The 22,664-nt window shown below is 43.8% G+C and carries 23 protein-coding genes; 10 read left to right on the top strand and 13 right to left on the bottom strand.

Features of this window, described 5'->3' with window-relative positions:
• Positions 1-283: 283 nt before the first annotated feature.
• A complete protein-coding gene (gene argR / locus BCU07_RS00270) occupies positions 284-754 on the bottom strand; it encodes a transcriptional regulator ArgR (RefSeq protein ID WP_004740827.1) in 471 nt (156 codons plus the stop codon).
• Between the two features lie 332 nt (positions 755-1,086).
• Here argR and mdh point away from each other — a divergent pair, with 332 nt between their 5' ends.
• Positions 1,087-2,022 (top strand): malate dehydrogenase, encoded by a 936-nt coding sequence (mdh, locus tag BCU07_RS00275; protein ID WP_009847834.1) that lies wholly within the window; start codon positions 1,087-1,089, stop codon positions 2,020-2,022.
• Between the two features lie 124 nt (positions 2,023-2,146).
• Positions 2,147-2,338, top strand: a complete 192-nt coding sequence (locus tag BCU07_RS00280) for a hypothetical protein (protein ID WP_017061375.1) — start codon at positions 2,147-2,149, stop codon at positions 2,336-2,338.
• 103 nt (positions 2,339-2,441) lie between these two features.
• Here BCU07_RS00280 and ispB read toward each other — a convergent pair whose 3' ends face one another.
• Positions 2,442-3,413, bottom strand: coding sequence for an octaprenyl diphosphate synthase (ispB, locus tag BCU07_RS00285; protein ID WP_017061376.1), 972 nt, complete (start codon positions 3,411-3,413; stop codon positions 2,442-2,444).
• A gap of 268 nt (positions 3,414-3,681) precedes the next feature.
• On the opposite strand from ispB, the gene rplU reads away from it, so the two are divergent.
• The 6 genes from rplU (at position 3,682) to folA (ending at position 7,687) form a co-directional block, all read left to right on the top strand.
• On the top strand, positions 3,682-3,993 hold the full coding sequence (gene rplU, locus BCU07_RS00290; RefSeq protein WP_004740823.1) for a 50S ribosomal protein L21: 312 nt from the start codon (positions 3,682-3,684) through the stop codon (positions 3,991-3,993).
• A gap of 19 nt (positions 3,994-4,012) precedes the next feature.
• Positions 4,013-4,270, top strand: a complete 258-nt coding sequence (rpmA, locus tag BCU07_RS00295; RefSeq protein ID WP_004735905.1) for a 50S ribosomal protein L27 — start codon at positions 4,013-4,015, stop codon at positions 4,268-4,270.
• A gap of 323 nt (positions 4,271-4,593) precedes the next feature.
• Positions 4,594-5,766, top strand: coding sequence for an Obg family GTPase CgtA (gene cgtA / locus BCU07_RS00300; protein ID WP_017061377.1), 1,173 nt, complete (start codon positions 4,594-4,596; stop codon positions 5,764-5,766).
• A gap of 164 nt (positions 5,767-5,930) precedes the next feature.
• On the top strand, positions 5,931-6,698 hold the full coding sequence (locus BCU07_RS00305) for a threonine/serine exporter family protein (protein WP_017061378.1): 768 nt from the start codon (positions 5,931-5,933) through the stop codon (positions 6,696-6,698).
• A complete protein-coding gene (locus BCU07_RS00310; RefSeq protein WP_017062945.1) occupies positions 6,698-7,171 on the top strand; it encodes a threonine/serine exporter family protein in 474 nt (157 codons plus the stop codon). Before BCU07_RS00305 ends, BCU07_RS00310 begins: the two co-directional genes overlap by 1 nt.
• 36 nt (positions 7,172-7,207) lie before the next feature.
• A complete protein-coding gene (gene folA / locus BCU07_RS00315; RefSeq protein ID WP_017061379.1) occupies positions 7,208-7,687 on the top strand; it encodes a type 3 dihydrofolate reductase in 480 nt (159 codons plus the stop codon).
• Positions 7,688-7,761: 74 nt separating this feature from the next.
• Here folA and BCU07_RS00320 read toward each other — a convergent pair whose 3' ends face one another.
• From BCU07_RS00320 to lptD, 6 genes are all read right to left on the bottom strand, one after another.
• Positions 7,762-8,565 (bottom strand): symmetrical bis(5'-nucleosyl)-tetraphosphatase, encoded by an 804-nt coding sequence (locus BCU07_RS00320; RefSeq protein WP_102428413.1) that lies wholly within the window; start codon positions 8,563-8,565, stop codon positions 7,762-7,764.
• Positions 8,566-8,594: 29 nt separating this feature from the next.
• Positions 8,595-8,975: a Co2+/Mg2+ efflux protein ApaG gene (apaG, locus tag BCU07_RS00325; RefSeq protein ID WP_004735899.1), complete on the bottom strand. Its 381-nt coding sequence runs from the start codon at positions 8,973-8,975 to the stop codon at positions 8,595-8,597.
• 88 nt (positions 8,976-9,063) lie between these two features.
• Positions 9,064-9,879, bottom strand: coding sequence for a 16S rRNA (adenine(1518)-N(6)/adenine(1519)-N(6))-dimethyltransferase RsmA (rsmA, locus tag BCU07_RS00330; protein WP_017062942.1), 816 nt, complete (start codon positions 9,877-9,879; stop codon positions 9,064-9,066).
• Positions 9,876-10,868, bottom strand: coding sequence for a 4-hydroxythreonine-4-phosphate dehydrogenase PdxA (gene pdxA / locus BCU07_RS00335; protein ID WP_017062941.1), 993 nt, complete (start codon positions 10,866-10,868; stop codon positions 9,876-9,878). The genes rsmA and pdxA overlap by 4 nt, the downstream gene beginning before the upstream one ends.
• Complete coding sequence (gene surA / locus BCU07_RS00340) at positions 10,855-12,153, bottom strand: peptidylprolyl isomerase SurA (protein WP_065584690.1); 1,299 nt, start codon at positions 12,151-12,153, stop codon at positions 10,855-10,857. Before surA ends, pdxA begins: the two co-directional genes overlap by 14 nt.
• Positions 12,154-12,196: 43 nt before the next feature.
• Positions 12,197-14,533: an LPS assembly protein LptD gene (gene lptD / locus BCU07_RS00345; RefSeq protein WP_102428412.1), complete on the bottom strand. Its 2,337-nt coding sequence runs from the start codon at positions 14,531-14,533 to the stop codon at positions 12,197-12,199.
• A 149-nt stretch (positions 14,534-14,682) separates the two neighbouring features.
• Between lptD and djlA the strand changes: the two genes are divergently transcribed.
• Together djlA and BCU07_RS00355 are read left to right on the top strand one after the other, a co-directional pair.
• Positions 14,683-15,537, top strand: a complete 855-nt coding sequence (gene djlA, locus BCU07_RS00350; RefSeq protein ID WP_017061385.1) for a co-chaperone DjlA — start codon at positions 14,683-14,685, stop codon at positions 15,535-15,537.
• Positions 15,538-15,594: 57 nt separating this feature from the next.
• Positions 15,595-16,140: a DUF924 family protein gene (locus BCU07_RS00355; protein WP_017066942.1), complete on the top strand. Its 546-nt coding sequence runs from the start codon at positions 15,595-15,597 to the stop codon at positions 16,138-16,140.
• Between the two features lie 95 nt (positions 16,141-16,235).
• Here the strand turns inward: BCU07_RS00355 and BCU07_RS00360 are convergent, their stop codons facing one another.
• From BCU07_RS00360 to leuA, 5 genes are all read right to left on the bottom strand, one after another.
• Positions 16,236-17,018: a DUF547 domain-containing protein gene (locus BCU07_RS00360; RefSeq protein WP_102428411.1), complete on the bottom strand. Its 783-nt coding sequence runs from the start codon at positions 17,016-17,018 to the stop codon at positions 16,236-16,238.
• 194 nt (positions 17,019-17,212) lie between these two features.
• On the bottom strand, positions 17,213-17,815 hold the full coding sequence (gene leuD, locus BCU07_RS00365) for a 3-isopropylmalate dehydratase small subunit (protein ID WP_017062937.1): 603 nt from the start codon (positions 17,813-17,815) through the stop codon (positions 17,213-17,215).
• 14 nt (positions 17,816-17,829) lie between these two features.
• Positions 17,830-19,242 (bottom strand): 3-isopropylmalate dehydratase large subunit, encoded by a 1,413-nt coding sequence (gene leuC, locus BCU07_RS00370; protein WP_102428410.1) that lies wholly within the window; start codon positions 19,240-19,242, stop codon positions 17,830-17,832.
• Positions 19,243-19,358: 116 nt separating this feature from the next.
• Positions 19,359-20,450: a 3-isopropylmalate dehydrogenase gene (gene leuB / locus BCU07_RS00375; protein WP_102393667.1), complete on the bottom strand. Its 1,092-nt coding sequence runs from the start codon at positions 20,448-20,450 to the stop codon at positions 19,359-19,361.
• 98 nt (positions 20,451-20,548) lie between these two features.
• Entirely contained in the window at positions 20,549-22,096 is a 1,548-nt protein-coding gene (gene leuA / locus BCU07_RS00380; RefSeq protein ID WP_017066940.1) for a 2-isopropylmalate synthase, read from the bottom strand.
• Positions 22,097-22,664: the final 568 nt, after the last annotated feature.

Genomic DNA, 22,664 nt, shown 5'->3' on the forward strand with positions numbered 1-22,664 from the left:
TCCTATTTGGAAACGGCACCTTTTTCAATCCATGTGATGAAAAAGTGGCTGAATAATATCAAAAATTGGCAGAAAATTACTCGAATGTTAAAAGATATAGCTGAAAAATCTAACAAATGATGTCTGGATCTCGTGTTTGATTTACTACTGAGTTTTTTAAAATCAATAGTTTAGTGTGATTTTGGAAGGGAGGTATGGATATTCTAGGATGTGATTTGGATCACGAAGCGAATAGATGCTCGTGATCCATTAATAAGGCTGATAGTTATGAAACAGAGATCAATTATCCAGCGTATTCAAACAGTTCGCACACTGAATCAAACAGTTGCTTAGTGGTAACCGATAACGTTGGAGTAATGAAGATAGTGTCATCACCTGCGACTACGCCCAGTATACCTTCCGACTTACCTAGTGAGTCTAATAAACGAGCAATCAGCTGCGCCGCGCCAGGACCTGTGTGTATCACCACCAATGCATTGTTGTGGTCAATATCTAGTACTAATTCTCGTAAAGAGCTAGAAACGGTCGGAACACCTAGCTCAGCAGGAAGACAGTAAACCATCTCCATTTTTGCGTTACGAGTTCGAACGGCACCAAACTTGGTTAACATACGCGAGACTTTAGACTGGTTGATGCTTTCAAAACCTTCGTGTTTTAGAGCATCAACAATTTCGCCTTGTGAGCCAAAACGTTCTTCTTTTAGTAAGGCTTTAAATGCACGAACTAAGTTGTCTTGCTTTTCTGTATTGCGCATATGTCATTCTTATTCATTAACAAAGATGTTTGCATATTCTCGCATACATATTCAATTTTAGCCAAAACATCCCTGTAATTTGTTAGTCATATCACTGTAAATATTTAATGGAATAATGTGTTATTTGCGACGACTTATTTTGTTATTTCAGTCGATTATCGCCATAATGCGAACTTGCTGTGTAGCACGGTTTTATTGACTTGCGCGAAGTCGCAAAGCTAGCGTTAATTGATTGTAATCACTTTGTGATTAATATAGTTTTTTAACTTAGATTTAGCTCAAGAATTACCCTACAAAGAATCTATAAGAGAAAGCTCTCAAGGAGAATAACAATGAAAGTAGCTGTTATTGGTGCCGCTGGTGGCATCGGTCAAGCCCTAGCCCTACTACTTAAGAACCGCCTACCTGCTGGTTCAGATCTTGCACTTTACGACATCGCTCCGGTAACACCGGGTGTTGCTGCCGATCTTAGCCATATCCCAACGCCTGTTTCGATCAAAGGTTACGCGGGTGAAGATCCAACACCAGCACTAGAAGGTGCGGATGTTGTACTTATTTCAGCGGGTGTTGCTCGTAAGCCTGGTATGGATCGTGCGGATCTTTTCAATGTGAACGCTGGCATTGTTAAGTCTCTTGCAGAGAAAATCGCAGTTACTTGTCCGACTGCTTGTGTTGGTATCATTACTAACCCAGTAAACACAACAGTGCCAATCGCGGCTGAAGTACTGAAGAAAGCGGGCGTTTACGACAAGCGTCGTCTATTCGGTATTACGACTCTTGATGTGATTCGTTCTGAAACGTTCGTTGCTGAACTAAAAGACAAAGATCCAGGCGACATCCGTGTTCCTGTTATCGGTGGTCACTCAGGCGTAACGATTCTTCCTCTACTTTCTCAAGTTGAAGGCGTAGAGTTCACTGATGAAGAAATTGCAGCGCTAACGACTCGCATCCAAAATGCAGGTACTGAAGTAGTAGAAGCTAAAGCTGGCGGCGGCAGTGCGACACTGTCTATGGGTCAAGCGGCTTGTCGTTTCGGTCTTGCATTAGTTAAAGCACTTCAAGGTGAAGAAAACGTGATTGAATGTGCATACGTTGAAGGTGAAGGCGAGCACGCTCCATTCTTCGCACAGCCAGTTAAACTAGGCAAAGAGGGCGCTGAAGCGATCCTTAGCTACGGTGAGCTAAGTGACTTCGAACGTAACGCTTTAGATAGCATGCTTGAAACGCTAAATGGTGACATCGAGATTGGTGTTGAATTCGCTAAATAAGCGAAACGCTATTTAACTCAGACTTAAGCTAATTAATAAGGGCCGGTCATTATGATCGGCTTTTTTGATCCTGAAGTTCAAGCTACTCGTATTTAGTTTTAAAATTAATGTGAAGGTAAATGTTATGGCTACTGTTCAGAAGGGTATGAATGTCGAATATTTGGGGCACTTAGGAAAAGTATTGGTAATTGATGAGCAAGAGCAGTACGCGCTAGTAGAGACTTACAACGGGCATGAGCAGTACGCGGTGCCAATGGAAGAGCTTGAAGAGATTGAAGCACAACTGCCGTTATCATTAGAAGCCAGTCGATATTGAATTTGGCTCACCTACAAATATTTGTTGAAAACCAAAAAAAAGAGCCCTGAGGCTCTTTTTGTTATTTATATAGAAGCTAGAAGCGAGTTGTCTATTAACCTGCTTACTTACTGCGTTTAACAGCTAAGTGTGCGAGCGTGGTTAGCGCTTGCTTATATTCTGAGTCAGGAAGTACAGAAAGCTCAGCGATGGCTTTATCGGCCTCTTCGTAGGCTTTATTTGTTGTGTACTCTAAAGAGCCTGTCTCTTTCATTACAGCCATAATATCGTCAAGACGTTCCATGCCGTTCGCTTTCTCAATCGCTTCACGAATCATGCTTGCTTGTTCAGGAGAGCCATTATGCATTGCGTAAAGTAGAGGCAGTGTTGGTTTGCCTTCGGCTAGATCGTCACCAACGTTTTTACCCATCTCTTTACCATCTGCAGTGTAATCCATCACATCGTCAATCAGTTGGAAAGCGGTGCCTAGGTATTTACCATAGTTCTGCATTGCTGTTTCGATCTCTGGTGATGACTCAGTAAGAATCGCACCGATTTGGGTCGCAGCTTCGAACAAACGAGCAGTCTTAGAGTAGATCACCTGCATGTAGCTTTCTTCTGTGGTGTCTGGGTTATTGCAGTTCATTAATTGTTGAACTTCACCCTCGGCAATCACGTTTACCGCTTCACTCATTAGCTCGAGGATCTTTAAAGATCCTAGCGTTGTCATCATTTGGAATGAGCGTGTGTAGATAAAGTCACCCACCAAAACGCTAGCGGCATTACCAAAAGCGGCATTGGCCGTCGCTTTACCGCGTCTCATGTCTGATTCATCGACAACATCGTCGTGAAGCAGGGTTGCGGTGTGAATAAACTCGATAAAGGCTGCAGAGGTGATATGAGCTTCACCTTGATAACCAAGTGCGCGAGCAGATAAAAGAGCAAGCAAAGGGCGTAGGCGTTTGCCACCACCGCTAACGATATAAAAACCAAGCTGGTTGATTAAACTTACGTCAGAATTAAGTTGGGCTTGAATTGTTTCATTCACTTTTGCCATATCATTGGCAGTAAGCGTTTGGATAGCTTTAAAATCCATTGTTCATCCGGCTGAAGTTAGACCCTGTAAGGCTTATACGTTGTATTTAATTGTTGAATAATACACTAAAAAACGTTGATTAATACATCGCTAAAGGGCATGATTGCCGCACTTTTCTTTGGCGAACAGGTTTTCGCCAATTTTTTAAAAATATGGCTTGTCATAGCGCCATGATTCCCGTAGAATCTGCGCCCTATTGATTAGTTTAGCGCACACCCGAGTTGTACAATTAACAACCATAGGCTGTGCGGAAAAAGCGGAGTAAAATATGTACGCTGTTTTCCAATCTGGTGGCAAACAACACCGAGTAAGCGAAGGTCAAACACTTCGTTTAGAGAAATTAGACGTTGAAACTGGTGCAACTGTTGAATTTGATAAAGTTCTTCTTGTTGCTAACGGCGAAGAAATCGCTGTTGGTGCACCTCTTGTTGAAGGTGGCAAGGTTACTGCAGAAGTAGTACAACACGGTCGTGGCGATAAAGTAAAAATCGTTAAGTTCCGTCGTCGTAAGCACTCGCGTAAGCAAGCTGGTCACCGTCAGTGGTTCACTGAAGTGAAAATCACTGGCATTAACGCTTAAGTATTAGGAGAGTTTAACAATGGCACATAAAAAAGCTGGCGGTTCTACTAATAACGGCCGCGATTCAGAAAGCAAACGTCTTGGTGTTAAGCGTTTTGGTGGTGAATCTGTTCTTGCAGGTAACATCATCGTTCGTCAACGTGGTACTAAGTTCCACGCTGGCACAAACGTTGGCATCGGTAAAGACCACACTCTTTTCGCTCTTACTGAAGGTAAAGTGAAATTTGCTGTTAAAGGTCCTAAAAACCGTAAGTTTGTAAGCATCGAAGCTGAGTAATTTAATCTTTAACTAGATTATTTTATTAGCTTTCAAGCTGAATTCAAAAGCCCTGCCGATTCGGCAGGGTTTTTTATTTATAGCAAGAATAAAAAAGCAGACGCTCTTGTTTTGGTTTTGAGAAGCCGTTTTATTTTTTGATAAACAGATTAGTTTTTAAGAAGCCGTTTGTTTTTAAGAAATAAGAAGCAAAGAACCTCTCCTTATTTGTTCCTTGGTTGCAGGTCGGCCTAGATCTTAGGTGATCGATCTAAACACGGATCTGCTAGAATTTATATCACTCCTTGATGAGTGGTAACGCAACGTAAGTGCGGAGTTAAAAAATGAAATTCGTTGATGAAGCGGTAGTAAAAATAGAAGCCGGTGATGGCGGTAATGGTACAGTTAGCTTTTGGCGCGAAAAATTCGTCGCTAAAGGTGGTCCTGATGGCGGCGACGGTGGTGACGGCGGTGATGTTTACATCCAAGCGGATGAGAACTTAAACACACTGATCGATTACCGTTTCCAACGTTTTTACAATGCAGAGCGTGGCGAGAATGGTCGCGGCGGTAACTGTACTGGTAAACGTGGTAAAGACATTACGCTGAAAGTACCAGTTGGTACGCGTGCAGTTGATATCCACACCAACGAAATCGTTGCTGAAGTTGCTGAACACGGCAAGAAAGTAATGGTTGGTAAAGGTGGTTGGCACGGTCTTGGTAACACGCGTTTTAAATCGTCTGTTAACCGCGCTCCTCGTCAAAAGACAATGGGTACTAAAGGCGAAGTTCGTGAACTGCGTTTAGAGCTTCTTCTATTAGCTGACGTGGGTATGCTTGGCCTACCAAACGCAGGTAAATCTACTTTTATTCGTTCAGTATCTGCTGCGAAACCAAAAGTGGCTGATTACCCGTTCACTACTTTGATCCCAAGCTTGGGTGTGGTAAGTGTTGTCCCTGAAAAGAGCTTCGTTGTTGCCGATATCCCAGGACTAATCGAAGGCGCAGCTGATGGCGCTGGCCTTGGTATCCGATTCCTTAAGCACCTTGAGCGTTGTCGTGTTCTTCTGCATATGATCGACATTATGCCGATCGATCAATCTGATCCTATTCAGAATGCACTAACGATCATCGATGAGCTTGAGCAATACAGTGAAAAAGTTTCACAAAAACCTCGCTGGTTAGTGTTCAATAAAGTTGACCTAATGCCAGAAGACGAAGCAGACGAAAAGATTCAAGAAATCATCGATGCTTTGGGCTGGGAAGGCGAGTACTTCAAGATCTCTGCTGTGAATAAAATCGGCACCAAAGATCTTTGCTTCAAACTAGGTGAGTTTATGGAAAACCTACCTCGTGAAGTTGTAGAAGTTGAAGAAGAAGAAAAAGTAGACTTTATGTGGGATGACTACCATAAAGATGCGATGAGCGGTAAGAATGTCGTTACTGAAGATGACGACGATTGGGATGATTGGGATGACGAAGAGGATGACGGCCATGTTATCTATGTTCGTGACTAATCCTCTTAGTTTCTCATAACGCATCGGTCGCTTCTTACAAGTACACTGATAGTTTTATTAAACCGCAATGAAAATTGCGGTTTTTTTGTATCTAAATCATGACGTCTTACTGTTTTTTATGCAAAATTTATCTTTAGATAATTAACGCCTATGGGAAGGAAATCATGGCATCAAAGCAAAGAGCGATCTCAAGACTCGTCGCTCAATCAGGACAAATGTTATTGGCGCACGGGGCAGAGAGCACACTGGTCGGCGATATCATGCGTCGCATCGGTATTGCTTGTGGGGTGAATGAGGTTGAAGTCGCACTGTCAGCCAATGCGCTTGTTGTAACTACCGTAATGGATGATCACTGTATTACCACTACTCGAAGTTGTGCTGATCGTGGCATTAACATGCAGGTTATCACCGACATTCAACGCATTTGCATCATGATGGAGAAGGGAATTCTCGATTATGATTTGGCGTATAAAAAGATTCAAAACATCAGCCCCGAGCGCTACAACCGTTGGTTAGTGGTTGTGATGATAGGGTTGTCGTGCGCCTCTTTTAGCCACCTTGCGGGCGGAGACTGGCAAGTCTTCATGATGACTTTTATTGCTTCAGCTTGCGGTATGATCGTCAGGCAAGAGATTGGGCACCGCCATTTCAATCCGCTATTAAACTTTGCTATCACAGCATTCGTTACCACGACCATTTCAGCTCAAGCCGTACTTTACAATATTGGCGGCCAACCCACGATCGTGATGGCTTCATCTGTATTAATGTTAGTACCTGGTTTTCCTCTGATTAACTCCGTCGCTGATATGCTTAAAGGCCATATTAATATGGGGTTAGCGCGCTTTACCATGGCCAGCTTATTAACTCTGGCGACGAGCTTGGGCATTGTCGCGGCGATGAGTCTATCAGATGTTTGGGGGTGGGCAAGCTAATGAGTATTTTCGAACTGTTTTTAGGTCTGCTCAACGATATGTTTTTCGCCGCTATTCCTGCGGTTGGGTTTGCATTGGTGTTTAACGTTCCGCAACGTGCGTTAATTTATTGTGCACTCGGTGGTTCTATCGGTCATGGTAGCCGGTATCTGATGATGCACTTTGGTATTCCAATCGAATGGGCGACGTTCTTCGCCGCAACCGTGGTTGGTATGATAGGGGTTCATTGGTCACATAAACTGTTAGCACATCCGAAGGTGTTTACGGTTGCAGCTCTAATTCCTATGGTGCCAGGTGTGTTCGCCTTCAAGGCGATGATTGCGATGGTGGAGATTAACAGGGCAGGCTACACGCCTGAGTTGTTGGCAATGTTGATGGAGAACTTTTTAAAATCGATGTTCATTATCGCAGGGTTGGCGGTTGGCTTAGCTGTGCCAGGGCTGTTATTCTATCGCCGTAGACCTATCGTTTAGCGTTAATTTTCTTTTTAGGGACAGGACTTTCGATTTATGATCATCAGCATGATAGCGGCAATGGCAAACAACCGTATAATTGGTAAAGACAATCAGATGCCTTGGCATTTACCTGCGGATTTTGCATGGTTTAAACGCTCGACTATGGGTAAACCAGTCGTGATGGGACGTAAGACCTACGATTCTATTGGACGCCCTTTGCCGGGTCGATTAAACATTGTGATCAGCCGTGATGCGAACTTGCAAATTGAAGGAGTGACCACGGTAACTTCTATTGAACAGGCTCTAGAGCTACTCAGTGATGTTGAAGAGGTGATGATCATTGGTGGCGGCTCTATTTATGAGAGCTGCTTACCTAAAGCGGACAAGTTGTATCTGACTTACATCGATTTCGCCGTCGATGGAGATACACAATTTCCTGACTGGGGTGAAGGTTGGAAGCAGAGCTTCAACGAGAGCTATCAAGCTGACGAGAAAAACAAACACAACATGGAGTTTGTGATTCTCGAGCGTTAACTGTGGTTATCAATAGCTAGTCTCTGAAAAATGCTTGCGTTACCCTACCAAGGTAGCGCAAGTTTCTCGTATCTTTATAGCGCTTTCTTAGTGAAAAACTGTTTATCTTCCCAGCGAAGAATTGTCAATTCACCTCCCCAGACGCATCCAGTATCAAGTCCAATTACGTCTTTTCCGTTATAGCCTTCAAGCGCAGCCCAGTGTCCAAAAACAACGGTTTTATCGAGCTTTATGCGTTGCGGAAGGTCAAACCATGGCACTAATGGTTCATCGGTAATCTCATTCGGTGGTAGCTTACATGCCATGTCGAGACGGCCATCTTCAAAACAGAAACGCATTCTTGTCAGGCTATTGATCGCATAGCGATAGCGCTCAATATCATGTAAATCCTGATGCCATAAATCAGGCGCGTTGCTGTACATGTTTTCGATTAGCCATTGCCATTTATCGGACTTTAACAAGGATACGATCTCTCGATTTTCAACACGTGCTCTTTCTAGATTCCACTGCGGTGAGATACCCGCATGGCACATCACGAACTCTGGGTGTTCTTGAAGCAAAGGCTGTTGTCTTAACCATTCGAGTAGCAGTTCACGATCTTCAGCATCAAGAATCGCTTGAGTCTTATCTTTTGGTTTCGCTGGAAATAGTCCTAAGGACACCGCCAGAAGATGTAAGTCGTGGTTGCCTAATACAATCTTAGCTGCGTCACCAAGGTTACGAATAAAGCGTAACGTCTCCAATGATTTAGGGCCTCGAGCAACTAAGTCTCCGGCGACCCATAAAGTATCTTGGTGTTTATCAAAGTTAATTTTTACAAGTAGTCCTTGAAGTTCGTCGAAGCACCCTTGGATGTCTCCGACAATGTAATTCGACACAATAGTTTCCTGTAGATACGGATGTACGGCTAATTAAGAATATTAGGGATTGCGAGTCTGAATGGGTCAACTTCGGTAATAAAATCAATGCCCTTGTTATCGGTCATCACATAGTGACCTTGCATAACGCCAACAGGGGTTTCGATGACCGTACCACTTGTGTAGGTGTACTCGTCGTTGGCTTCAATCACGGGTTGTTGGCCAACTACACCATCACCCTCAATGGTGAGCTGCTTGCCGTTAGAGTCGGTAATTAACCAGCGGCGAGACATAAGTTGCACCGTTGTTTTACTTAGATTTTTGATGGTAATAATGTAGGCGAAGACATAACGATTCTTCGTTGGCTCAGATTGTTCTTCTATGTACTTAGAGTGAACCTGGCATTTGATACAAGGCGTAGATATATCCATATTCGCACCTTTTGTTGTTGATATACTTAATGTAATTAAAGTATTACATAAAAAAGGCTCCTAACCGAAGTGTAGGAGCCTTTTTTATTTATTTGTCAGCGTTATGACTGTCGTACAACCAGTTTGCCATGTCGACAAACTGCTCGAGCGTTAAGTTCTCAGGACGCATGCTTGGGTTGATACCTAGCTCTTCAAGCACTTCCTTATCGATTAAGCTCTTGTAGCAGTTACGAACTGTTTTACGACGTTGGTTAAAGCCTTCACGACATACGCGATCTAGCCATTTCAGATCTTTTGCCGGATAAGGCAGCACTTCGTATGGCTGTAGGCGCACGACTGCTGAGTCTACTTTCGGTGGCGGAACGAAGGCCGTTGGTGGAACTTCTAACACAGGCGTTACTTTACAGTAGTATTGAGCCATTACAGTAAGACGACCGTAAGCTTTACTGCCAGGGCCAGCAGCTAGACGGTTAACCACTTCTTTTTGAAGCATAAAGTGCATGTCTTGCACGTCTTTATGGAATTCAAAAAGGTGGAACATCAATGGTGTAGAGATGTTATATGGCAAGTTACCAAAGATGCGTAGCTTATTGTTTGGCTTAACCAGTTCTTGGAAATCGAACTTCATCGCATCGCCTTCACGGATCGTTAGCTTGTCCGCAAGATCTGGATGGTTACGAAGACGTTCTGCAAGGTCTCTATCCAATTCGATAACAGTAAATTTATCGACAAGCTTACCCACAGGCTCAGTAATTGCGCCTAGACCAGGACCGATCTCTACCAAGTTTTGACCTGGTAGTGGGTTAATACTCGATACGATGCCATCAATAATGTATGGATCGTTAAGGAAGTTTTGACCAAAACGTTTACGCGCTTTGTGCCCTAAGTGGACATCATTTCTCATTGCTTTTTCTCTACTAATTCAATGGCGTGCGTGAGCGCTGTTCTAAAGCTCCCTGTATCGGCTTGGCCTTTCCCTGCCAAGTCTAAGGCGGTACCGTGGTCGACTGATGTGCGAATAAACGGTAAGCCAAGCGTGATGTTCACTGAGCGACCAAACCCTTTGTATTTCAATACCGGGAGTACTTGGTCGTGATACATACCTAAAACAGCATCTGCATCTTGCAAATATTTTTCATTAAAGATGGTGTCTGCTGGCAATGGGCCAACTAAATTGATGCCATCTTTTTGGCGAATTTTTTCTAGCGTCGGGGTGATAGTTTCAATCTCTTCACGCCCTAAACAACCATCTTCACCAGCATGTGGATTCAAGCCACACACATAGATAGTTGGTTTCTCAATAGCAAATTTTTCAACCAAGTCTTTATTTAGAATAGCAATAATTTGCTCTAATCTGTCTTCGGTCACAGCTTGAGATACATAAGCTAGTGGGATGTGCGTTGTTACTAGCGCAACACGCAGCCCTTCAGTTGCCAACATCATCACCACCAGTGGTGTATTGGACTTCTCTGCAAAGAACTCGGTATGGCCGCTAAAAGCAACGCCAGCTCGGTTAATTACACCCTTGTGAACGGGGCCGGTGACAATAGCATCAAATTCATCATTCATACAGCCAATTGCTGCGGTTTCTAAAGTATTTAATACGTAATGACCATTAGCCTCATTGAGTTGACCTGCAACTGCCGTTTCAGCAAGTGGAACGTGTTTCACTACCAGTGTGCCAGCGCGTTGCGGTTGCTTAGCTGCATTTGCATCGTAGTCCAGAAGATCGACTTCGATACCAAGAATTTTAGCTCGCTCGGATAGCAGTGTTTTATCAGCACAAACCACGAGTTGATGAGGCCAACTTTCTTGAGATAGAGCCAAAGTTAAATCTGGGCCTATCCCTGCTGGTTCACCTGCGGTTATGACAATACGTTTAGTTGTTGTCATCTTGGTCGTCCTCAACCATCTCAACAAAGGCACTTGCTCTTACTTCTTGTAGCCAAGCACCAGCTTCTTCGTTGAATTTACGGTTAAATAGAATTTGGTAAGCTTTGTTTTTCAAAGCTGAATCGGTACGGTCGACTTCGCGACGGTCTAGTACTTCAACAATGTGCCAACCGTGTACGGTTTTGAATGGCGCACTGATTTTGCCTTCTGGTAGCGTTTCTACTTGGTGTTTGAATTCTGGTACATACAAATCTGGTGTTTGGTAGCCTAGCTCACCATCTTGTACTGCAGAACCTGGATCTTGGCTGTATTGCTGTGCAAGGTCGCCAAAGCTCGCTTCACCTGTGTTTACGCGGCGCGTGATCTCTTCAAGTTGTTCTTTCGCGCCATCGTCACTCAAGATTACGGTTGGCTTAATCAAGATATGACGAGCATTCACTTCCGTTACTGCTACGGTTTCTAAGCCTTTCACATCTTCAATTTTTAGAATGTGGAAACCTACACCGCTACGGAAAGGACCGATGATGCTGCCTTTATTTTGCATTTTGATCTGGTCAGCAAAAATGGTTGGCATCTCTTCTTTACGCATCCAACCCCAATCACCACCTTGCAGCGCTTTAGGACCCTTAGAGTAAGTATAAGCCATGGTGCTGAAATCTTTGCCTGAGTTCAGTTCCTCGACTAGTTCAGTCGCTTGAGCTTCTAACTCTTCTTTGGTTTGGTCATCATTAAAGCGCAGCTGAATGTGGCCAATTTTATATTGAACGGTCGCGTTAGTCTCTTGCGCTAAGATATCCGCTAGGTTATCGACTTCTGCAGGTAGAATATTGATACGACGACGAACTAAGGCGTTGCGAGCTTCACTTGCTGCAATCTCTTTTCTTACTTGCTCACGAAATGCATTGTAGCTAAGGCCTTCTTCCGCAACCGATGCGGTAAGCTGTTCAACGGTTTGGTTGTTGTCTTTCGCGATGCCTTCGATTGCTTGATCAAGCCTCGCGTCATCAATACGTACACCAATACGTTCCGCTTCTTGCGTTTGAATGGTATCGATGATCAGTTTTTCGAGCACTTGCTCATTGAGCACATCTTGCGATGGCAATGTTTGCCCGCTTTTCTTAGCGTTTGCACGCAGCGTCTTCATCGAAGCATCGATGTCGCTTTGTAAGATAACGCCCTCGTTAACGATAACTTTTACGCTGTCTAGCTCGACCGGCGCTGCAAAGCTTGTTGATAAAGTACAAGTCGCTGCGATAGCAATTAATGTGCGTTTCCACAATGTCATGTGTAATCCTTTAAATTTACTGATGTTTTATCAATAAAGAAAATTAGTTGTTTAAGAAGAATGGGCGACCGTAGCTCAAAGAGTTATCAGAACTGCTTTCCCCAATTGCACCGGAGTCAGAGCCGATATTGGTACCAAAGCCGATAATACCGAAGTTCACACTAAAGTTGTTTTCATATTCAGGCGTGATATTTGGATCACTAATGTTGTTCGTCAAACGGTTGCTATAGGTAAAGCCGATGTACCAACAGTCCGATTTATAGTTTAAGCGAGCTAACCACTCTAGATCTTCGTCTGTTGTTAAATCATAGAAATATTGAGCACTTGTGCTCCACTTCGATGAAATTTGGTAGGCACCAAGTAGGCCAGCTTGTGAGATACCATCTCTTGTTATTCCCGATGTATTAAAACTAACAGTTTCATTTATGTACTCTTCTGTTACATAGCGGTAGTTGGTCTGTATGTAACCACCTGCAAAGCGGTATTCAAGTGTACTATTGGCCAGTTGCATCGCAGTGGTATCAAGGTCGTATTGCACCCCACCATGGTAAAAAAGGTAGTCATCATAGTTGAAGTCCATTTCAATAGCCCAAGATGAATAATTCGTTTTTTCACTGGAGTCTTCGTTATTCAGAGTTTGCTTTGTTTCTTTATCAAAATAGAATATTTGCCCAAATGATATATTTAGTCTTTCTTTATATTCGTCATCAAAGAAACGAGATGAGGCGCCATAGCTGACTTGGTTTGCCGGTGCAATGAAATCAACACCACTGTATTTGCGACTTCTGAACAGGCCATAGTAATCTGTTTGCAACAAAGTAGTATCGTAACGGCCAATATTAGATTGGTCCTCATCTGGTACGTAAAGGTATTGAACTTGCGGTTCTAATGTTTGTGTGTAGTTACCGACAATTTTAGTATCACGTTCTAGGACGATACCTGCGTGGCTTCTAAACTCTGGAATAACTCGGCTTACCGATTCTTCTAAGCCTTCATAATCAGAATCCGCACCTGTATCAACGCCGTCAAGGTCTTGCTGATAGTAAGTACCGAGTAGTCGAGCTTCGGTTGTCCAAGTACCCCAAGTGTTACCTACTGGGATTGTAATACCAGGTTCAACGTGAACACGAGTGGCTGATGGTTTGCCTGATGAGTCGGTATCGAACATTGATATATGACTGATTAAGTCAAAATCTAGGTAATCCATTACCTCTGGAGCATAGTAGTTATACTCGAGTTGTGGCATTAGACGGTAAGGTAGGTTGTCCTCTTCAGTTAGAACTTGGAAGTCTCGGACTAGTACTGAGGCATCCCAGTTTTGGGAACGATAGGTTGCTTTACCCTCTTGAAGTAACTGACCATCTTCACGGTTACCGATATCACTTGAACTCACCTCAGTGAAGTACTTTGTGTCACTCACTTTTGAGTAATCAACCTCAAACAACCATGAGTCTTGGAAAATGCCTGAGTGCTCTAATTGTGCGCCCCAGCGAGCACCTTTCTCTGGGTGTTTTTTATCGTCTGGTAAATACTCTGATTTAATGCTGCCTTTACCAAAATCGCTTAAGTAACGGAATTTACTATTAAGTTGAGTGCCACGCTCTTGCATGTACTTGAAGGTAGTTTCCAAATCGTAGTCTGGTGCTAAGTTCCAATAAACAGGAATTTCAGCTTCAAAACCATCGCTTGAACCATACGAAACTGTTGGGTACAAGAAACCGGTTTTACGTGTATCACCCACCGGTACTGTTAAGTAAGGTAAGTAAAAGACGGGAACACTTTGGATTTCAAAACGTGGATTATAAAAGGTGGCTTGTTCTTCGTCTTGGTCGACACTGATGCTCGATGCTCTTAGACGCCAAGCATTATCGCCGATAGGGCAAGAGGTAATGGAGCCATCTTCAATCTCATAAACCGCTTTACCTGTTTTTGCTATATAAACAGCATCTCCGCGACCGGGCTCGCAAAGGAATTCGTAATCGGTGTTCTCAAGCGTCATTTCATCTGTAGTCAGATTATTGGTCGCTCTGTCTGAGATAGATTTGATTTGACCATCACTAAAGTTTACGTTGCCTTCAGCTACAACGATATTTTCTTGTTGGTGCAGGGTTACGTTATCTGCAAGGATGGTCTTGTTCCCTTGCGTAACGACTACGTCACCTGAGTATATTGCCTTGTCACCATTGATAGCTTCTAAGCGATCTGACTCAACATGAGCGGGTAGCTGTGTCTCGTTTTCTGCAGCGGGCTCGATCAAGCATTGATCTATAGAGGGCATTTCCTGCACACTACTATCGGTGATTGTTTCAGCTTGAGTTGTCGACACGTATAACGCCGTACTTATAGACGCGGCTAACAAGGAGCGGGAAAAAGATTGCATGAAGTTGAACTATCCTGTGTCACTAGATGAAGGGTTGATCTAGTATCAATCCAATTAATAAAGCATTTTCCTTATGATAAAGGAAATAATAGCATTCAGCATCATCAGACAGCATTACTCAGATAAAATTCATAGATAGAGAACACATAATGCAAATATTTGGCAAAATTTTGGGCGCGTTTTTTGGCTTTTTATTTGGAGGGCCACTCGGTTTAGTTTTTGGTCTGTTTTTAGGACACCAATTCGATAAAGCTCGCGGATTGAACCAATCAGGCTTCAATAGCTCTGGTTTTGGTCGAGGTCCAAGCCAAGCAGAAAGACAGAACGAGTTTTTTAAATCCGCTTTTGCGGTTATGGGGCACGTTGCTAAAGCGAAAGGGCAGGTAACGCCAGAAGAGATTCAACTCGCTTCTACCATGATGGAGCGTATGAACCTGCATGGCGAACAGCGTAAAGCAGCGCAAGATGCATTCCGTGACGGCAAAGAGAGCGACTTCCCTCTGAACGACGTACTTGAGCGAGTTAAAATCTCATCGGGTGGTCGTTTTGATCTTCTGCAGTTCTTTCTAGAGCTTCAGGTATCTGCCGCATTTGCGGATGGAAGTTTGCACCCGAGTGAACGTCAAGTTCTGCATAAAATAGCGCAAGGGCTTGGGTTTTCGGCAGCACAACTAGAACGCCGTTTGCAGATGCAAGAAGCTGCGTTCCGTTTCCAACAGCAAGGTGGAAGCTTTGGTGGCCATCAGGGGCATGGGCAATCATCAGGTTGGCAACAGGCTTCGCAACAGAACCAACTTGGCGACGCATATAAGGTTCTTGGTGTGAGTGAAAGTGCTGACGGTAAAGAGGTGAAGAAAGCCTACCGCAAGCTGATGAATGAACATCACCCAGATAAACTGATGGCGAAGGGCTTACCGCCTGAGATGATGAATGTTGCGAAAGAGAAATCGCAAGAAATTCAGAATGCTTATGACCTGATAAAGAAAGTAAAAGGTTTTAAGTAATTGAACACTAAACTGAGTAATAACAAAGTTACTCGGTTTTTTATTAAAGGGAATTATATGACGGTAACGTATCAGGATGTTCTAGAGTTTTGGTTCGATGAGTTGACGCCTAAAGATTGGTTTACTGGCGGCGCCGAGATTGACACTTTGATAGAGTCTCGATTTTCTGAATTGCATAAAGCAGCCATTCAAGGCGAGCTATTTGAGTGGCGCCAAACTGCGCAAGGACGATTGGCTGAGATTATCGTACTTGATCAGTTTTCTCGAAATATTGGTAGAAAAAGTCCGACAGCATTTTCTGCTGATCCGATGGCGTTGGCTCTAGCCCAAGAGGCGGTAGCGGGTGGTTTTGATCACCAGCTTAACGAGCAACAGAAAAGCTTCCTGTATATGCCTTATATGCACAGTGAATCTTTGTTAGTCCATGAACAAGCCGTGGAACTCTTTTCTCAAACGGGATTAGAGCATAATCTGGACTTTGAGTTTAAGCACAAGGTTATCATTGAGCGATTTGGTCGCTATCCGCACCGTAATGAGGTGTTAGGGCGAGCTTCGACTCCCGAAGAGATTGAGTTCTTGCAGCAACCGAGCTCAAGCTTTTAATTGTAGAAATACGGTCAAAGAATTGAGAAGAGGCTAGAGGTTAATAAAAACCTCTCGCCTCTTTTTTACTTTAGTGATCAACTTTAGCCTTAGAGCTAGTTTGCTTGGTTGAGCGACCAATCGTATTCATAACTGATGTTTTGAGTATTGGTTACTGCTTCAATTCGATATTGTTCTAAGTGCTGAATAAGCTGTTTCTTCGTACCAAAATCCACAGCAAACCATTCGTAAATCGATGATAGTTGAAGCTTATTGTTTGTAACCATCACGCCTTTGTCACTGCTTACAAACTCAGTTGCAGCTTGCTCTAGCAAGGCTTCAGTATTTTTAGAGGTAAAAGCGTCAGGTTGTAAGTTAGGGCAACCTAGGCTGGCACAGTTCACTGCATAATGCGTGCGAGGATCTTGCCAAATTGGTCTTAGGATTCGGTGTTCAATGTCATTGAGTGTCAGTGATTTCCCATTAACGACTACCACATCATCTCCCCACGGACCGAAACTAAATAGTCCGCCAAGTTTAGTTATGGATTTGATCGGGTAGGCATCAAGAATCAAATCGACAGTCACGGCGTTATATAGATTAACCCAGTAGGCATATTGTTCCGCTTTTGAGTAGTCGAGTGGATTCAACTGCTCTAGCCTCTTGATGTATTGCTTGAGCTTTGTCTTATCTGCAGTGCTCACAGCTTGATAGCGAACTAGGGTGTTTTGCCCTTGTTTAACTAAGTAGTTATCGATAAATTGCTGCCAGTCTTGATGAGATACCTGTTCTTGGTTGGTTTCATTGCTTTGGTTCCAGTATGGCCAAAGATCAGATTTAGGCGCAGACCAAGCTAAGGTTGAGAAAAGTAGGCTGACAATAAAAAGTAGTTGTTTCATGGCATTCTCCTGATGACTGACTATTAAGACCTTATGCTTTACGATTTTCTTTCATAGCTCTTCAGTTAAATAGCGGAACTGATCAAAATAAAGGGATGAGCCTAATAAGCACATTAAGTTAAGCTAAAAGCTCAGCCAAATAAAAAAGGTTGGCACTAGGCCAACCTTTTATATGTACACAAAACTGTGTGATGCTATTTCAGAAAGCTAGGAATCTTAGCTTCAAACTCTGAAATCTTATCTGCGTGTTGAAGCGTTAGGCCGATGTTATCTAGACCATTCAGCAAACAGTGACGACGGAACTCATCAATTTCAAACGAGTACTCTTTGCCGTTCGCGCTGACTTTCATTGCTTCTAGATCAACCGTAATTTCTGCACCTTCATTCGCTTCAACGAATTGGAATAGCTCATCCACTTCTTGCTCAGTCAATCGAACTGGCACCATTTGGTTGTTGATCGAGTTACCGTAGAAAATGTCGGCAAAGCTTGGTGCGATCATTACTTGGATACCGTAATCGGCAAGCGCCCACGGTGCGTGTTCACGAGATGAACCACAACCGAAGTTTTCACGAGCTAAAAGAATTGAAGCGCCTTGGTAGCGAGCTTCGTTCATTACAAAATCAGGGTTTGGCTGTTGGCCTGCATCGTCTAGGAAGCGCCAATCGTGGAACAAGTGCTTACCAAAACCGATGCGGTTTACTTTCTGTAGAAACTGCTTTGGAATAATCGCATCAGTATCGATGTTGGCCGTATCTAGAGGAACGACTAATCCGGTGTGTTGTTGAAAACCTGACATGTTAAATCCTCTAATTAAAGTTCACGAATATCGACAAAGTGACCAGAGATAGCCGCTGCGGCTGCCATTGCTGGGCTAACTAGGTGCGTACGACCATCACGGCCTTGGCGACCTTCAAAGTTACGGTTTGATGTAGAAGCACAGCGCTCTTGTGGACCTAGACGGTCGTTGTTCATCGCAAGACACATAGAGCAACCCGGTAAACGCCATTCAAAGCCTGCTTCGATGAAGATCTTATCTAGGCCTTCAGCCTCAGCTTGTGCTTTAACTTGCTCTGAACCCGGAACGATAAGCGCTTGAACATGTTTCGCTACTTGACGGCCTTTCGCTACCGCTGCTGCTGCACGCATGTCTTCGATACGAGAGTTAGTACAAGAACCCACGAACACTTTATCTACGTTGTAATCAGATAGAGATTTACCGGCTTCAAGACCCATGTAAGCCAGCGCTTTTTCAGCTGATGCTTTTTCTACAGGGTCTGCGAAGCTTTCTGGTGCAGGGATTGGTGTGTCTACTGAGATAACCTGACCTGGGTTGGTACCCCAAGTGACTTGTGGTTTGATGTCTGCCGCTTCTAATGTAACAACTGCATCGAACTCTGCATCAGCATCGGTTTTTAACGTATCCCAGTATTCGATTGCTGCTTCTAGGTCTTCGCCTTCTGGAGAGAACTTACGACCTTTGATGTACTCGTATGTCGTTGCATCTGGAGCGATTAAGCCTGCTTTAGCGCCAAGCTCGATTGCCATGTTACATACTGTCATACGACCTTCCATCGTAAGGTCGGTAATTGCCTCACCACAGAATTCAACTACGTAGCCAGTACCGCCAGCAGCCGTTGTTTTACCGATGATCGCTAGCACGATGTCTTTTGCAGTGATGCCAGGAGTAACCTTGCCTTTTACTTCGATCTTCATGGTTTTAGCGCGAGCTTGTTTTAGCGTTTGCGTAGCTAGAACGTGTTCCACTTCTGAAGTACCGATACCAAATGCTAGTGAACCAAATGCACCGTGTGTAGCCGTGTGCGAGTCACCACATACGATGGTCATGCCCGGTAGCGTAATACCTAGCTCAGGACCCATTACGTGCACAATACCTTGGTATTTGTGGTTTAGATCGTAAAGCGTGACACCAAACTCTTCACAGTTCTTCGATAGCGTTTCCATTTGGATACGAGCCATCTCACCAGAAGCGTTGATGTCTTTAGTTTGTGTCGATACGTTGTGATCCATGGTCGCGAAAGTCTTGCCAACTTGGCGAACTTTGCGGCCTTTCTCACGTAGGCCATCAAAGGCTTGAGGTGACGTTACTTCGTGAACTAAGTGACGATCGATATAAAGAATTGGTGTTTCGCCCTTCGCTGCAACTGCAACGTGAGCGTCATAAACTTTTTCGTATAAGGTTTTTGCTTGCTGGTTTGTCGACATAGCTTTCTTCCTTGGGAGCATCAGTCCCAGTGTTTGTTTCGAGCCAAGTCATGCGGTTTAAGCAGACTTGGCTTGATATTATTCTTATGTACTTGCTTCTAATCGGAGCCTTTAGCTTATGAAGCTAAGATGTACTCAGCGATCTTGTCACCCATTTCTGAGGTAGTCAGTGCTTCGTTCTTACCTGCAAGGTCTGCCGTTAGCTCGCCTGCAGAAAGTGCTTTCGATACCGCTGCTTCGATGTCTTGTGCTGCTGCTTCTTCGCCTAGGCTGTAACGAAGCATTAGTGCTGCAGAAAGAATTTGCGCGACTGGGTTTGCAATGTTCTTACCTGCGATATCTGGTGCGCTGCCACCTGCTGGTTCATATAGGCCGAAGTTGCTTTCGTTTAAGCTTGCAGAAGGAAGCATACCCATCGAACCTGTGATCATTGCACACTCATCAGAGATGATGTCACCAAAGATGTTTGAACATAGCATTACGTCAAACTGAGATGGATCTTTGATTAGCTGCATGGTCGCGTTGTCGATGTACATATGGTTTAGCGTGACATCTGGGTAATCTTTTGCGATCTCTTCAACGACTTCACGCCATAGGATAGAGCTCTGTAGAACGTTCGCTTTATCGATTGAGTAAACGTTTTTGTTACGTAGGCGTGCCGATTCAAACGCAATCTTTGCAATACGTTCGATTTCGTAGCGGTGGTAAACCTCTGTATCAAAAGCTTTTTCAGTTGCGCCTTCGCCTTCACGGCCTTTAGGTTGGCCGAAGTAGATACCGCCTGTTAGCTCACGGACTACCACGATGTCGAAACCGTTACCTGAGATGTCAGCACGTAAAGGAGAGAAAGACTCTAGACCTTTATGGATTTGAGCTGGACGTAGGTTACAGAACAGTTGGAAGTGTTTACGTAGAGGAAGTAGGGCACCACGCTCTGGTTGGTCGTTCGGTGGAAGGTGTTCCCATTTAGGACCGCCAACAGAACCAAAAAGTACTGCGTCAGATTCTTCACAGCCAGTGACTGTTGCTTCTGGAAGTGGACAGCCGTGGTTATCAATTGCAATACCACCAACATCATACTCTTCGCGAGAAAAGCTAATCGCGTGCTTCTTTTCGATCGCGTCTAGCACTTTATGCGCTTGTTGCATTACTTCTGGGCCAATGCCATCACCAGGTAGTACGGCAATTTTGTATGATTTATCAGTCATGTTAATCCTTTAATTCTTTGTTACTGAGCTATTTAGCTCGTTTTAAATTTTGTCCCTAAAGCCAATAACATCGGCTCTAGGGCTCTGTTATTGGGTGTTTAAACTGTTGCGATTCTTTGCTGTTTCATTTCAGCAATGGTGTCTGCGCGTTGAATGCTATTAATAACGTGCAGTAGCGCCTGACCAGAGGCCTCAACGATATCGGTTGAAACGCCTGTACCGTGGTACTTGCGGCCTTTGTAGTTCGCAATAATATCAGCTTGGCCTAAGCCATCTTCGCCTTCACCTTTCGCGGTAAGGTCGAATTTATCCAATGCAATTTCGTAACCCGTTAAGCGGTAGATACATTGGTATAAAGCATCAACAGGTCCGTTACCGACAGCCGCTTCGCATTTCTCTTCATCACCACATTGCAGCTTGATGCTAGTGGTAGACATAACACTACCAGATTGTACGCTTAGGTAGTTAAGTTTATAGAAGTCATCTTCGTCACGTAGATTTGCGAAGTGCATTAGTGCTTCTAGGTCGTAATCGAATACTTGGCCTTTACGGTCAGCCAGTTTCAAAAAGTCTTCGTACAATGAATCTAGGTTGTACTCATTGTCTTTGTAGCCCATTGCGTCCATGTGGCTCTTAACGGCTGCACGACCACTGCGGCTTGTTAGGTTCAATGCTTTGTTTTTCAAGCCAATAGACTCAGGTGTCATGATCTCGTAAGTGTTCTTGTTCTTTAGCATGCCATCTTGGTGGATACCTGAAGAGTGGCTGAATGCGTTAGCACCAACGATTGCTTTGTTGTCTTGAATCGGCATGTGGCAAAGCTGGCTCACCAATTTACTGGTACGGTGGATCTCTTGGTGATCTAGGCCGGTATGAACACCTAATAACTCTTGACGAGTCTTGATGATCATTGCGATTTCTTCTAAAGAACAGTTGCCCGCACGCTCACCGATACCGTTAATAGTACCTTCAACTTGACGAGCACCGGCTTGTACCGCAGCAATTGAGTTAGCAACCGACATACCCAAGTCATCGTGACAGTGAACAGAGATGATTGCTTGGTCGATGTTTGGAACGCGATCAAATAGCGTTTTGATAATGCCACCAAACTCGTTAGGTACTGTGTAGCCCACTGTGTCTGGAATGTTGATGGTTTTCGCGCCCGCGTTGATTGCCGCTTCAACCATACGACATAGGTTATCGATAGGCGTACGACCTGCATCTTCACAAGAGAACTCAACATCGTCTGTGTAGTTGCGCGCATGCTTTACCGCTTTTACTGCCATATCGACAACATCGTCGTAGCTACGGCGTAATTTATCTTGCACGTGAACCGTTGATGTAGATATGAAGGTGTGAATACGGAACTGCTCAGCGACTTTTAACGCTTCTGCAGCGGCATCGATATCCTTCGCTACAGCACGAGAAAGTGCACAGATTCGGCTGTCTTTAATATTTTTTGCGATGGTTTGTACTGACTCAAAGTCGCCTGGTGATGACACCGGAAAGCCCGCTTCAATAACATCTACACCCAGTCGTTCAAGTGCATAAGCGATCTGTAATTTCTCTTTTACCGTTAAGCTTGCAGCCAACGCTTGCTCGCCATCACGTAAGGTCGTGTCAAAAATTATCACTTGATCGTTCATGGGTGCTTCCTTATATCGATAATGAATCGATTGCTATCCAAATTATTATTAAGAATGATGTTCTTTTAAAAGTGCCAGTTACAAAAAAACCCGCTCAGCGCGGGTTTTAATATTTGTGTAGTTCTTGACCCACAACTTACCCGCGCGATTGGTTCACGATAAGGAGAAGTTTCAGCAGTCGAGAAGAAGAAAAAATCATTACACAAATATCCGTAAATAAACTGTTAACACCATATTTACCGCAATTTATTCTGAGCGTCAAACAAGAAAATCCAATATCAGCGTGCTTTGGCGGTGTTTTTTTTTGGTTTGTGCTGCTTGTGTGTTGTTTGTTGGTGTTATCGGCTGATTGAGTGTTTCGTACTGGGCGGTTAGTTTATCGTTTGGCTTATGTGTAGGTTAAAACTTTGTAGTAAATCTTTTTGATGGAACGATTCACCAATAAAATTAAAAGGGCGGCTAAATTAATTAATCATTTGATTAAATAGTGAGTAATTAATCTTCTACAACCATGTCGATTTATCCCTATAATTAATCGTGTGATTAATTATAGGGATAGGTCTCAGTG

It is taken from the genome of Vibrio sp. 10N.261.54.E10 (assembly GCF_002877735.2).
Classification (GTDB): Bacteria; Pseudomonadota; Gammaproteobacteria; order Enterobacterales; family Vibrionaceae; genus Vibrio; species Vibrio crassostreae_C.